This window comes from Pseudoalteromonas sp. Of7M-16, assembly GCF_022347805.1.
Lineage (GTDB): Bacteria > Pseudomonadota > Gammaproteobacteria > Enterobacterales > Alteromonadaceae > Pseudoalteromonas > Pseudoalteromonas luteoviolacea_F.
The window spans coordinates 26,367-36,950 of sequence record NZ_JAKRFY010000041.1 but is presented as its reverse complement, the minus strand read 5'-3'; the positions used below and the strand labels follow the sequence as shown (position 1 = coordinate 36,950).

General features: G+C 40.0%; 19 protein-coding genes. 9 read left to right on the top strand and 10 right to left on the bottom strand.

Features of this window, described 5'->3' with window-relative positions:
- The coding region (locus MHN81_RS26960; protein WP_239427269.1) for a hypothetical protein at positions 1 to 222 on the top strand (222 nt) is incomplete at its 5' end.
- A gap of 25 nt (positions 223 to 247) precedes the next feature.
- Here the strand turns inward: MHN81_RS26960 and MHN81_RS26955 are convergent.
- The 8 genes from MHN81_RS26955 to MHN81_RS26920 all read right to left on the bottom strand — a co-directional run bounded on the left by MHN81_RS26955 (position 248) and on the right by MHN81_RS26920 (position 5,180).
- Complete coding sequence (locus tag MHN81_RS26955) at positions 248 to 505, bottom strand: hypothetical protein (RefSeq protein ID WP_239427268.1); 258 nt, start codon at positions 503 to 505, stop codon at positions 248 to 250.
- Positions 506 to 709: 204 nt separating this feature from the next.
- Entirely contained in the window at positions 710 to 1,120 is a 411-nt protein-coding gene (locus tag MHN81_RS26950; RefSeq protein WP_239427267.1) for a hypothetical protein, read from the bottom strand.
- A gap of 52 nt (positions 1,121 to 1,172) precedes the next feature.
- Positions 1,173 to 1,460, bottom strand: a complete 288-nt coding sequence (locus MHN81_RS26945) for a hypothetical protein (RefSeq protein WP_239427266.1) — start codon at positions 1,458 to 1,460, stop codon at positions 1,173 to 1,175.
- Between the two features lie 177 nt (positions 1,461 to 1,637).
- Positions 1,638 to 1,985, bottom strand: a complete 348-nt coding sequence (locus tag MHN81_RS26940; protein WP_239427265.1) for a hypothetical protein — start codon at positions 1,983 to 1,985, stop codon at positions 1,638 to 1,640.
- 597 nt (positions 1,986 to 2,582) lie between these two features.
- Positions 2,583 to 3,863 (bottom strand): site-specific integrase, encoded by a 1,281-nt coding sequence (locus tag MHN81_RS26935; RefSeq protein ID WP_239427264.1) that lies wholly within the window; start codon positions 3,861 to 3,863, stop codon positions 2,583 to 2,585.
- A 90-nt stretch (positions 3,864 to 3,953) separates the two neighbouring features.
- Positions 3,954 to 4,325, bottom strand: a complete 372-nt coding sequence (locus MHN81_RS26930; protein WP_239427263.1) for a hypothetical protein — start codon at positions 4,323 to 4,325, stop codon at positions 3,954 to 3,956.
- Positions 4,322 to 4,717 carry a hypothetical protein gene (locus MHN81_RS26925; RefSeq protein WP_239427262.1) on the bottom strand — a complete coding sequence of 132 codons (396 nt, stop codon included), beginning with the start codon at positions 4,715 to 4,717 and terminating at the stop codon, positions 4,322 to 4,324. Before MHN81_RS26925 ends, MHN81_RS26930 begins: the two co-directional genes overlap by 4 nt.
- A gap of 55 nt (positions 4,718 to 4,772) precedes the next feature.
- A complete protein-coding gene (locus tag MHN81_RS26920) occupies positions 4,773 to 5,180 on the bottom strand; it encodes a hypothetical protein (protein ID WP_239427261.1) in 408 nt (135 codons plus the stop codon).
- Positions 5,181 to 5,564: 384 nt separating this feature from the next.
- Here MHN81_RS26920 and MHN81_RS26915 point away from each other — a divergent pair, with 384 nt between their 5' ends.
- From MHN81_RS26915 to MHN81_RS26895, 5 genes are all read left to right on the top strand, one after another.
- Positions 5,565 to 6,206 (top strand): XRE family transcriptional regulator, encoded by a 642-nt coding sequence (locus MHN81_RS26915; protein WP_239427260.1) that lies wholly within the window; start codon positions 5,565 to 5,567, stop codon positions 6,204 to 6,206.
- A gap of 258 nt (positions 6,207 to 6,464) precedes the next feature.
- Complete coding sequence (locus MHN81_RS26910; RefSeq protein WP_239427259.1) at positions 6,465 to 6,701, top strand: hypothetical protein; 237 nt, start codon at positions 6,465 to 6,467, stop codon at positions 6,699 to 6,701.
- 110 nt (positions 6,702 to 6,811) lie between these two features.
- Positions 6,812 to 7,477, top strand: a complete 666-nt coding sequence (locus MHN81_RS26905; protein ID WP_239427258.1) for an HNH endonuclease signature motif containing protein — start codon at positions 6,812 to 6,814, stop codon at positions 7,475 to 7,477.
- 99 nt (positions 7,478 to 7,576) lie between these two features.
- Positions 7,577 to 8,221: a ParA family protein gene (locus MHN81_RS26900; protein WP_239427257.1), complete on the top strand. Its 645-nt coding sequence runs from the start codon at positions 7,577 to 7,579 to the stop codon at positions 8,219 to 8,221.
- A gap of 3 nt (positions 8,222 to 8,224) precedes the next feature.
- The gene (locus MHN81_RS26895) at positions 8,225 to 8,467 is read left to right on the top strand and encodes a hypothetical protein (protein ID WP_239427256.1); all 243 of its coding nucleotides are present in this window, start codon (positions 8,225 to 8,227) and stop codon (positions 8,465 to 8,467) included.
- Between the two features lie 299 nt (positions 8,468 to 8,766).
- On the opposite strand, the gene MHN81_RS26890 is transcribed toward MHN81_RS26895, so the two are convergent.
- Together MHN81_RS26890 and MHN81_RS26885 are read right to left on the bottom strand one after the other, a co-directional pair.
- On the bottom strand, positions 8,767 to 8,988 hold the full coding sequence (locus MHN81_RS26890; protein ID WP_239427255.1) for a hypothetical protein: 222 nt from the start codon (positions 8,986 to 8,988) through the stop codon (positions 8,767 to 8,769).
- Entirely contained in the window at positions 8,988 to 9,230 is a 243-nt protein-coding gene (locus tag MHN81_RS26885) for a hypothetical protein (RefSeq protein WP_239427254.1), read from the bottom strand. Before MHN81_RS26885 ends, MHN81_RS26890 begins: the two co-directional genes overlap by 1 nt.
- Positions 9,231 to 9,413: 183 nt before the next feature.
- On the opposite strand from MHN81_RS26885, the gene MHN81_RS26880 reads away from it, so the two are divergent.
- The 3 genes from MHN81_RS26880 to MHN81_RS26870 all read left to right on the top strand — a co-directional run bounded on the left by MHN81_RS26880 (position 9,414) and on the right by MHN81_RS26870 (position 10,561).
- Positions 9,414 to 9,746: a helix-turn-helix domain-containing protein gene (locus MHN81_RS26880; protein WP_239427253.1), complete on the top strand. Its 333-nt coding sequence runs from the start codon at positions 9,414 to 9,416 to the stop codon at positions 9,744 to 9,746.
- A gap of 1 nt (position 9,747) precedes the next feature.
- Positions 9,748 to 10,356, top strand: a complete 609-nt coding sequence (locus MHN81_RS26875) for a hypothetical protein (RefSeq protein ID WP_239427252.1) — start codon at positions 9,748 to 9,750, stop codon at positions 10,354 to 10,356.
- Positions 10,357 to 10,417: 61 nt separating this feature from the next.
- Positions 10,418 to 10,561, top strand: a complete 144-nt coding sequence (locus MHN81_RS26870) for a hypothetical protein (RefSeq protein ID WP_239427251.1) — start codon at positions 10,418 to 10,420, stop codon at positions 10,559 to 10,561.
- Positions 10,562 to 10,584 lie beyond the last annotated feature (23 nt).

The window sequence follows — 10,584 nt, the reverse complement described above, 5'->3', positions numbered from 1 at the left end:
GACGCCATGCTGCTTTTATTTTACTGTCGTAACGACTACCCGACGCCCAACATTCTTCCGGCAAGATGGCAAACACCAAGCACCCAAGCACCAAAAAAAATTGACAGCGCGATAGGACATTCTTTGATTTTAGGTAAAATAGCACCACTAAAATTTACTCCCAATAATCGATCGCGAATTCGCAACGCGAAGAATACAGTCGCAACAGCAACCACGAGATAAAGCAAATTAAAAACAACAGCCAACATTAAGGTCTCCTTTTTTGTTTACGCTGATCAAAATACATCCACACATCAAATACGAAGCGACACACAACAACGACAGCACCCACAATGGTTAATAACGAACCAAAGCTAACTCCTGAAAAAACAGACCAGGTTAAAATGTCAGCCACTCCTGATGCGTTGATCTGTTGTGACGCCTGTGATTTCAAGCTTGAAACAGACACACCTGTACCGCCAACATATGCTATAAGGCGGCTTTTTAACTCAGTTATTATTTTCATAGGCATAAAAAAACCCGGTATAAAACCGGGCAGTTAGAACTCTAGATAGTTGTTATTCTGAACGCAAAAACACCACGTTGATGTGTAAGTTACACAAAGCGGCCAACAATGTCAACTTAACGTGATGGGAACCACAAATGGTGGTCACCCTTTTACTGTGACACGTCACACTATCAATATATACAATTTGATAACCTTATATAATTAGCCCAAAAATGCCATCACTTTTAAAACATCTTGAGGTGCTCGCCCCGTCAAGACTAAGAAGCGTCGCCAGATATCATAAGGCACTTTTCTCACACCTTGTTTAAAGTCTCGGATCCGACGGTCTGAGCTTACCTCTAACAACTGAGCTAGCTTTTTGTCTGTATTGTATTCCTGAAAATGCCCTTGGAAATGTCTAAAATATGCACCCACAATATCGGGATGCGGCGCTTCCCACCCTTCATGCTTTCTCAATAAATGTTTATTACTATGTTGCCCCTCGTCTATTTCTTCCTGACTAGGCAAAACTGGCGCATCTAAGTTTAATGTCAGGATGTCGATCGCCTGCTGGGTACTTTTCTTATACACGATGCGTTTTTGCTCATGCATATTGGGGATCTTTAATTCCATATTCTGTTACTCTCTGTTGCGTTTCGAGGTATAAGGGGCTAATGCCCCTTTTCTACCGCGGTGACAATCGGATATTCCGAACGTCTGAAACCTTGATGTTAACCAGGCTCAATGTTCCGTTGGCAATTACCTCCCAAGTCTTGGCTTGATGTAACGCCATAAACCAGTAGTAGAGGTAATCTGGCAATAAAATGTCAGTACGTGTGACTTTTACCCCGATGTGTTCGGGGTTGAATTCCCGCGACACACTACCAACCGTTTTTAAAGAGCCTCGGCGTACAATCCAAAAGTCTGCTTGCTCCAAGCCGGTTTTGATTGTTGCGACATCAGTCAGTCTCATTTCGTTCTCCGGGTGGCATCAACCTAGCCCCTTCAAAACGAATGGCTTTCTATGCGCCACCGTCTGAAACCAATAATAGGCGCATTGCGCCTATTTGTAAAGTCTTTATTTCGTTAAATCTTTATTTATACACTACAGGAAGCTGACAGGAAAATAAACGGACAGTGTATGTCTAGGTCATAGCATCAACACTGTATGTTTACGCGTATGCCAGCACTCCGCCTGACCTTTGAATACACCATTACAGCCTTCGGGTAACGATTTTTTACAACTGGCACATTGCCCAAGTCTCTTTAGCTGCTCCTGCAACAGGACATGATCATTCCGTATCAGAGTAGAGATAAACTCATCCACTGAATATGGACCACGAACTCCCCCACGAACCACACACAACTCATCAAGATTAGCTCTCTCTGACTGAGACAATTTAACCTCAACAACCTTGATCCCGAGCCTCTTTTCTTTGTCTCGTTGACGCCTTTTTCGTTCTCTGTCGGCTCGCTTTTTACGCTCTGAGTCAGACATAACTGTACCGTACCCTCTTTAATGTCTTCACAATACCCTTTCGTTACAATGAAGTTCACACTCGTTTTTTTAATAATTTCTGGTAGTAAAAATCGCAGGACCGACCTTCGACATATCATAAACAGGGGGATGTTCACCAGGGTTTTCAGGAACCAATTTAGCCCGCCTCAAGCGCTGCCGAACAGTCGGCCTAGATAAATTGAACATGGTCGAAATTTGCGAAATGTTTAAAAACCTAAGAGGCACTTTTTGACTCATTTACCTACCCGTTCGACACCTTTAAAGCCAGGAAAGACACGGGATTTTCCAGTCCACTGGAAACCCTGCTGCCGACGCCATGAAAATCCGAAAAATTGTCAAACCCCGCGGGTAGATTACCCGTGGTAAGTGTTTGAGACCCTAGGGTCCCCTGATTTTTCCACACCACCTGTACACCAACACGTTGTAAATTACTGATATTTAAAGACATACGCTCAACCAACAAAATATACATAGAAGCCTTCTTTCCCCTCGGTTGACCGCAAATACCCTTTGTTTTTTTCCAGTCTTTTTCATTTTCATTACTCCTATAAAATAGATTGCCCTACTTACTTTCTATCACGCATTAGTACTGGGCTGGTGCTGTTTGAATATTAAAAAGGATCTCGGTATGGACTCGGTGTCTGATGCCATACAAAACATATTGAGCCCATGTTGAGCTAAGTAGTCATGATATTGCTCGATAGCGTCGCGTTTTGGCCCTTGAATCAGTGTCTGATAATAGGCTTTATCCAGCTGACCAACCGAGTGGTTTAACAGACGCTCTCCGACCATGTAGTCAACATTTAACTCAGCCCACACCGATCGAGCTACTTTCCTAAAGTCATGAGCACTGAATTCTTTGTCGCCGTACTTGCTGATCCAACGACTGGCCGAGGACTCACAGATCGCTTGTTTGCGCTTTTGGCCAGGAAACAAGAATTGCCCTTTGTAACCGTTGTCCAATTGCATTTTTCGGTAAGCACTTAGTAAAAAAGCTATCTGCTTCGTCATCGGAAGTTCATGCGTTTGTTTGGATTTGGTGTTACATGCGGGGATAGTCCAAGTCCGGGCGTTGAAGTCAAACTGATCCCAACGGGCTTTTCTAGTTTCACCAATACGTGTGGCATAGCACAGCAATAGCAAAACAAGCACTTGGACACGCGCATTCTGACGGGTAAGGCGGGTAAGCAACCCCGGCAGCATCATCTTTTTAATCGCTCCCTCTCTGGCGCTCACACTGCATTCAATAAAATCACTGAACACAATATCGCTCATCGGATTCAGATCGAGACGTTTTTGTTTTTTAGCACGGCTGAAAGCGGCTTTTAATACTACGAACGCTAGCCGCACAGTTGGTAACTTCCTGATCTCCTGCAAAGGCATGATCAGCCTGTCATCGACAAGCTCAGGGGTTACAGCATCAATACGGCAATCACCTAGCCGCGGTGACAAGTGACATTTAATTATCGACTTGATATTGGCTTTATGAGATTTGGACAGTCCGGATAACTTGCAGGCTCGCTCCTGATACCAAATAAGCACATCGGCCACAGTAACAAATGCGCTGATTGAACTGGGGTTACTTGGGCTTAAAGCAGATTCAGCCAACAATGAAGGTAATTGCTTTTTGAGGGCCGGAAAAGTCAGTACTGGCCAATCACCTAGCTTACGCCAGTAGGTTTTACCACCTCGATATGTGACTAAATGCCAACTTGCTTTCGTGCGAGCACGGTTAAAACGAAGTCTTAGTGGGTACGCTGGATCCTTTAACTGTGTCACATCCAGACGCTGCTGATAACGCTTTATTTCAGCCTCTGAAAACTTCAAATCAACACTTTTTGATTTGGAAATTGTCATTTCGCACACCTTATCCACTTTTCCTGTGGATAACGATGCCAAAAGCAAAGAGGTTAAAGAAATAATGATTTAACGATTTAAATAAATGAATCACAAGTTTTCCAAGCGCTCTTTGATTTCACGGTCAACTTTTTTGAACGCCCCCCGAAAAAAGTATGAAACGATGTAATAAAAAACAGCCATTAGAACATACCCAAATGCTGCCAGAGCTAAGGTAAAACACACATCATAAACAAAGTCATAACGGTTTTTCCAAACGTGATTCGGTATCCTTTTTTTCATGACGCTTTCTATGTTACTTTCATTACAAAGTAACAAAACCCCGACGCGGGCTAGTAGCGTATAACCCCAAAAAAAAAGCCAAAAAACATTTTCTGCATACTGGTTTTTTTCTATAACTCCTGCATAAAAAAAAACAACCAATACAGCATCGATGGTAAAGCTTTTAAGATATCGTTTCATAGATATTTTTCTCTTTTGTCTGTTAACTTAGCGACTATATAATTGGTACACACTGCCAACCGCCGGCGATACGTACGAACGCTAATACCCAACCTAGCCGCTTTCTTTATTTGCGACTGATGCGGATCAAAATCTCGCATCCGAACAGCACCGTATTCAAGACGGAATAGCTCGACCGCCTCACGGTTGCTATCACTGAGTTGAAGCAAGGCCTGCTCTATTTCAGCTTCAATACAATCTAAAACAGGCTGGCTTGCACCACCTCCAAAGCTCATATGACCTTTATTTTCAATAATTTTTGCCAGCATCGAGGTGCCGCTTGTCAATATAGAGCCCCGATGAACCCATCGAGCCCAGCTATCGAACAAATCATTTAAACTCGTTCTACCCATAATCAACTTGCTCGATTTACGTTGTTAAAATGAGAGTTCTTTTCGGCCTGACCAATCACTGTCTCTTAAGAAGAACTTCACTAATCAACTCAACAGGATCTAATACATGCTCTGGCTTAGATAGGGAGTAACCCAAAGGAGCAACATGGTAGTCTTCGAATTCAATTCTCTGCGTATAAAAGACAGGGTGCAGTGGACCACGAACATGGCAAAAAATCCCACCATGCTCACGCCAAAAACGCACACATCGCTCTGTAGAAATCCCCGTAATTATTGTTACCCGGTCATCACCAACCACTCCATTTTTATCCAATAGACTTTTTTGAATACGATCGAGTTGTAGCGGATCTTGAATGCCCGAAAGTGATAGCCTTTCAACAGCCCCTGGAAGCGCTACCATTGCTTCATCAACCACTTTTTCAAAATCGGATGGCAACCCACCCATCAATATAACGATAATCATTTTTTTTCCTTACTCGCTAGGTACTCTCGTCTATACACATTTATGTCCACCTCACCACCACTCAGCTGAATTATTAATTCTTGCTGCATAGGCCTAGGAAAACGCTCCATGTGATACCAGGCAGATACAGTTTGCTGAGGTTTCCCCATTAACCTAGACACCAAACTAACCCCACCCTGGCTATCAACCCACTCCCGAAAAGTCACTTTTAGAAAACACCATTTCTTTTTGTGGTCATAATAACCACATAACGTGGTAAAAAACAACAAACTTATTGTGTCACTTACTACAAAATGTGGTATCCTGTTTCTTTATGTGAAAAACTTATACTCAGTCTCATCACGCTTGCACTGTCAGGCAGGCGCTTATCTTGTGGATAGAAAAATGGATGATCGTTATAAAGAGCTCATAGCAAATCGCCTGAAACAACTGAGAGTGAACAAAGGTTGGACGGCAGATGAAACAGCCAAGAAACTTGGCATTTCTCGCTCACGGTATTTAAATTGGGAATGTGCGGCAAGAACTCCCAAGCTTGACATGTTCCCTAAGATAGCCAAATTGTTTAATACAACAGCAGCGTATGCTGCAGGTTTTACTGACGAACTCGACCCTCGAAACCAAGACTCAAAGTTCGTGAGTGCTGATCAGCCGAAGCTCAACAACAATAATTTAAGCTTAATCAGTAGCAATATTGCATTCTCTATCGAGCTTCTAAAAAACAAAGCGTTAACCTCTAACGACATCATTCTCTTGAAAGTAATGGATGGGAATATGAGTCCTACTCTGATGAAAGGGGACGATGCACTGATCGATTTATCTAAAACTATTGTCACAGAGCCTGACATTTTTGCTCTTCAAGAACCAAGTGGCCAGATCTGGTTTAGATGGATAAGAAAAGAACTTGGCGGCGGATATACGGTTTATGCAAATGATAAAGAACATACAAAAGAGCAGCTGTTCAGTGAAAGCGAGTTTAAAAAGTTGGATGTATTAGGGCGTCTTTGCTGGTCAGGAAGATGGTCATAACCAAATAAATTGAAGCATGGCATAGCCATGTTTTTTTCTAGACAAAATACCACTTAAAGTTGTCTATAACACAAAAAGATTAATAACAGCATACTTTGAATAAATAACGTTTTAACGAAATGAGGAATTAACTAAATGAGTCAAATAGGGCAACCCAACCACTTGAAAACTTTATCGAATAATTTAACGTCATGCTCGGTGATTCTGATAGTCAAGTCACTCTCATCAATGAACAAAACAAACAAATAGGGTCCACATATGAAAAATAAACTCGTTGATTTAAACAATCATTTATTTGCTCAACTTGAACGACTAGGAGATGAAGACTTAACAGGTGAAAAACTAAAAGAAGAAATCGCGCGGGGGAAAGCGATCACATCAGTCTCGAAAGAAATTGTCAGCAATGCCAACCTAGTATTGGATGCTGAAAAATACAGAACAGGTTACAACGGACAAAAGCAATCAGCACTGCCAACATTATTAAAGTCCCAATGAATTGGATTATGAAAATGGCTAGATTTAGATACACACAAGAGCACCTTGACTTCATCGCTAAACACTCAGAAAAAAATAGCGCTAATGACACCGCAATAGCGTTTAACAAAATGTTTAATCTTGCCATAACCCCCAATCAAGTAAAAAGCGCCATAAAAAGCCATAAGCTCACCTTTACCACAAGAGATACAAAAAAAGGAACCTCCCTATTTTCTTCCGATGAAATTGTTTGGATAAAATCACATTACCCGTTAATGAACCGCAATGATTTAACATGTAATTTTAATCTAACTTTTTGTCGGGAGATCAGAACTTCGCAAATGGTCAGTTTCTTAAAAAACCATAAAATAAGATCAGGGCGAACTGGGCAATTTACCAAAGGTAAAAAACCTTGGAATTCAGGGACCAAAGGGGTTATGAAATCAAACTCAGGTAGTTTCAGGCCAGGCAATAAACCACATAACTGGCAACCGGTTGGTAGTGAAAGGATAAACAGTGAAGGTTATCACGACATAAAAATTGCCGAGCCTAATGTCTGGAAAGCGAAACACATACTTTTATGGGAAAAGGAACACGGCCAGGTTCCAGAAAAGCACAACATCCGATTTTTGGATGGAGACAAAAACAATGTGACACTCAATAATCTCATCTTAGTGAATAAGCTGGAACACCTTTACATTACACAAAACCGTTTATCAGATCACCCTCAGGAGCTGAAAGAAAGCGTTTTAGCCATTTCGAGAATTCAAGCAAAGATTAAAGAAATAACGAAGTAACGAATTATTTATTTAATTATTACTTTACTCTAAAAAGCCTTTCCCTTAATATTTGTTGTAGATTTCGTTAAATCTTTAAATATACAAAAAGGCTGAACTATGGGGTATAAAATTTGTACAATAGGACAAAAAGGCGGCCCAGGTAAAAGTGCAATAGCTAGAACGATTGCAACGTGCTACGCCTCTGCTGAATGGGATGTAAAAATTGCAGATTTAGACATCAATCAATCCACATCATTCGAGTGGCTGCAGCGCAGACTACAAAACAATATAGAACCCGTCGTCGCTGTTGAAGCATTCGGAAGTGCGATGCAAGCGATAAAACAATCTGAAAATTATGACTTATTCATTTTTGACGGCGCACCAACTGCTAGTCGAGAAACCAAAGAAATAGCAAAACAAAGCGACCTTATAATTATACCTACCGGCTTAGGTGTTGACGATTTAAAACCATCAGTCATGATCGCACACAACCTTGCCAAAGAAGGAGTTGGCAAAGAGCGCATTTGTTTTGTATTTAACAAAGCAACAGGCAGCATATCAGAATTTCAAGAATCCAGAGCTTACTTGTTAGACACACCTTACTTTCTTATCGATGGCCGCATTGAATTCAAGCCTTGCTACAGACAGGCGCTAGATGCTGGGTTGTCTCTCACAGAAACGCGCTATAAAGCGCCACGAGAAAAAGCAGATTATGTTATGCAAAATATTATAGATCGACTAGAGAAAGTCACACAGGAGTAAATTATGGCACACCCAAGTTCACCACGCCCAAAGAAAGGGTCACCTCCACGTTCCTCAGAAGATTCGGGGGTTGTCGGAAACAACACAGAGAAGCCAGCTTCAAGTGAACTAGTCCCGATGAACTTCAAAGTGGAAAGTGAATTTAAACGTGATTTTAAAACATTTGCAGTCGGTCACGATATGACAATGGTGGATGTTCTTAGAGCTGCATTTGAACTATACAAAAGACAGAAAGGGGTTCAATAGATTTCACAAAACTGCTAGGTGGCTGATTCTTCGACCTTCCAGCCACCTAGTGCAACATAAATCAAACCAATGGAGTTTTATTTTTATGTCACATGAACAATATACAGCAATACAAAAAATGCGTCTAACTGATTTACCAAACTTACCGAGTGGTACTGTTCTTAATTGGTTAGCAATGAAACCCTCCTGGCTTCAAAAAGCAGTTTCAAAAAGTTTGGTAACTCACCCCCTTTAAAGACCCGCCCCCATCAAGGGGCTTACCTTTAAATTTTGTTCTTAAATATAAATTTATACATATTTTAGTCTATCAATTTTTCACCAGTACTTGTTATGTTTTCAGTTACACACTGAGATTTACTTTCAGATTCTGAACACTCAATTAAAAACATTACCCCCATAAGCGCTTCCCTTACAGAATCATCTAAATCTTCACACTCAACTATAAATGATAAGTTTGCCTTGGCACTTTTTAGAATACTCGACTTCACGACCACTGAATCTCCACTAAATCCTTTTTTCATTAACACACTCTCTTGCTAGATAAACCAAAGAGGTTTTTAATAGAATAGCTGTTCAGCATTACTTGAAGTACCAAACACCTATCCTCAGCCAGCACACGCTCATCATCATTTTTTGCTCTTGTTTGCATATGCTTGGCTTTCTTATAGGCAGATTTTATGCACCTGATTTCACTTAAGTATTTGGTTACAATAAAAATAACACCTAAAAAAAAGGTTATACCTAAAATATAGAAGATACTCATAAACAATCCTTTTTATTATAAACTGTCAGGCCGCATAGAACAGCCATTGATAGAAACAAAAGAACTATAACAAAGAGGAATTGCAAAAAAATGCAAAATTGTTAATAGAAAGCGTTTTTTTTCAATTATTTTACAAATATAATAGGGATAATTTGCGGTCATAAGAATAACCAAGGAGGTCGCTTGGGAAAGTATGCACATGTAACAGATGATACGAGAAAAACGGCGAGAAAGATTAAGCAAATGAGGGAAGAACTAGGGTATAGCATCACTGAATTTTCAGCTAAATTAGGAGTTAGCTATAACACGATAAAAAATTGGGAAGATACAGAGCAAACCAATGAACCTGGCGGAACGCAACTAATGAAAATACAAGACCTTTACAAAGAGAAAGGCCATACATTGTTAACATCAGGTAGCTCTTTGAGCTTTTTTATTGAACTTTTCAAAAAACTCCCATTTAGTTCAAAAAGAAAACTAATATCTTTTTTAGAAGAATCTATAGGTGATAAATAATATGGAAATTATAACCGGTTTAATTAATAGCTATAACTTATATGCCGAATACCTTGCAATATTTTTTTGGATTTCATTACTATTTGCATTCATTTTAAATATTAATGACTCGAATAGAGTCTGGATACTATCAACGTTCTTCATAGTTTACAGTGTTGATATACTTCTCATTCGCTCTATTTTGCCCCAAGAATTAATTACTAGACAAACAGCTTACTCTCTAATTGACTTAACAATTATACTTTTATTGAAATATAGAGTGGTTATATGTAGAAGTTTACTATATGTTTCCAACTCCAACTCTGAAAAAAACAGTTTTATTCACGATGTCCTCACAAATATAGACTGCACAAAACAGGAATATGCAATTCGACGAATACTGAAATGGAGTATTGCTATAAATATTGCATTAATAGCTGAGCACCTTGCAAGACACCCTGATTTCATTGGATTTGACGCACGGCCAGACCTACAAAGCAGTATGCAAACCTTGTTCGTTTTGTATCCGCTTATCAAAACAATCCTAACATCAGGCATTGTATTAGGGCTTCTTTCAATGACTTTAGAAGGATGGGAAAACAGGAAATCAAGCAAAAATATTTTGAATTGATTTTTCATTCTCTACCTTGCAATATATTGCTCTATAAACAACAAAAGAGAGGCTGTTTAGAATGAAAGAAATAAAGGGACCAACCTTGAAAAAAGTAAAAGGCGGTACAGGCGGTACAGGAGATCAAGGCGGACAACCACGAGCATTTGCAGCACCAATACCTGATTATTTATTAAGAAAGTCTAACGACACTAAAACCCCATAAAAAAATAAGCCGCTTAAATGCGG

What these genes read in the sequence shown, in the direction of transcription:
- MHN81_RS26920 (WP_239427261.1), bottom strand. Translation starts at nt 5,180, where the DNA reads ATGATTATCGTTATATTGATGGGTGGGTTGCCATCCGATTTTGAAAAA.
- MHN81_RS26950 (WP_239427267.1), bottom strand. Translation starts at nt 1,120, where the DNA reads ATGGAATTAAAGATCCCCAATATGCATGAGCAAAAACGCATCGTGTAT.
- MHN81_RS26930 (WP_239427263.1), bottom strand. Translation starts at nt 4,325, where the DNA reads ATGAAACGATATCTTAAAAGCTTTACCATCGATGCTGTATTGGTTGTT.
- MHN81_RS26900 (WP_239427257.1), top strand. Translation starts at nt 7,577, where the DNA reads ATGGGGTATAAAATTTGTACAATAGGACAAAAAGGCGGCCCAGGTAAA.
- MHN81_RS26925 (WP_239427262.1), bottom strand. Translation starts at nt 4,717, where the DNA reads ATGGGTAGAACGAGTTTAAATGATTTGTTCGATAGCTGGGCTCGATGG.
- MHN81_RS26875 (WP_239427252.1), top strand. Translation starts at nt 9,748, where the DNA reads ATGGAAATTATAACCGGTTTAATTAATAGCTATAACTTATATGCCGAA.
- MHN81_RS26870 (WP_239427251.1), top strand. Translation starts at nt 10,418, where the DNA reads ATGAAAGAAATAAAGGGACCAACCTTGAAAAAAGTAAAAGGCGGTACA.
- MHN81_RS26915 (WP_239427260.1), top strand. Translation starts at nt 5,565, where the DNA reads ATGGATGATCGTTATAAAGAGCTCATAGCAAATCGCCTGAAACAACTG.
- MHN81_RS26940 (WP_239427265.1), bottom strand. Translation starts at nt 1,985, where the DNA reads ATGTCTGACTCAGAGCGTAAAAAGCGAGCCGACAGAGAACGAAAAAGG.
- MHN81_RS26890 (WP_239427255.1), bottom strand. Translation starts at nt 8,988, where the DNA reads ATGAAAAAAGGATTTAGTGGAGATTCAGTGGTCGTGAAGTCGAGTATT.
- MHN81_RS26955 (WP_239427268.1), bottom strand. Translation starts at nt 505, where the DNA reads ATGAAAATAATAACTGAGTTAAAAAGCCGCCTTATAGCATATGTTGGC.
- MHN81_RS26905 (WP_239427258.1), top strand. Translation starts at nt 6,812, where the DNA reads ATGTTTAATCTTGCCATAACCCCCAATCAAGTAAAAAGCGCCATAAAA.
- MHN81_RS26910 (WP_239427259.1), top strand. Translation starts at nt 6,465, where the DNA reads ATGAAAAATAAACTCGTTGATTTAAACAATCATTTATTTGCTCAACTT.
- MHN81_RS26935 (WP_239427264.1), bottom strand. Translation starts at nt 3,863, where the DNA reads ATGACAATTTCCAAATCAAAAAGTGTTGATTTGAAGTTTTCAGAGGCT.
- MHN81_RS26885 (WP_239427254.1), bottom strand. Translation starts at nt 9,230, where the DNA reads ATGAGTATCTTCTATATTTTAGGTATAACCTTTTTTTTAGGTGTTATT.
- MHN81_RS26895 (WP_239427256.1), top strand. Translation starts at nt 8,225, where the DNA reads ATGGCACACCCAAGTTCACCACGCCCAAAGAAAGGGTCACCTCCACGT.
- MHN81_RS26945 (WP_239427266.1), bottom strand. Translation starts at nt 1,460, where the DNA reads ATGAGACTGACTGATGTCGCAACAATCAAAACCGGCTTGGAGCAAGCA.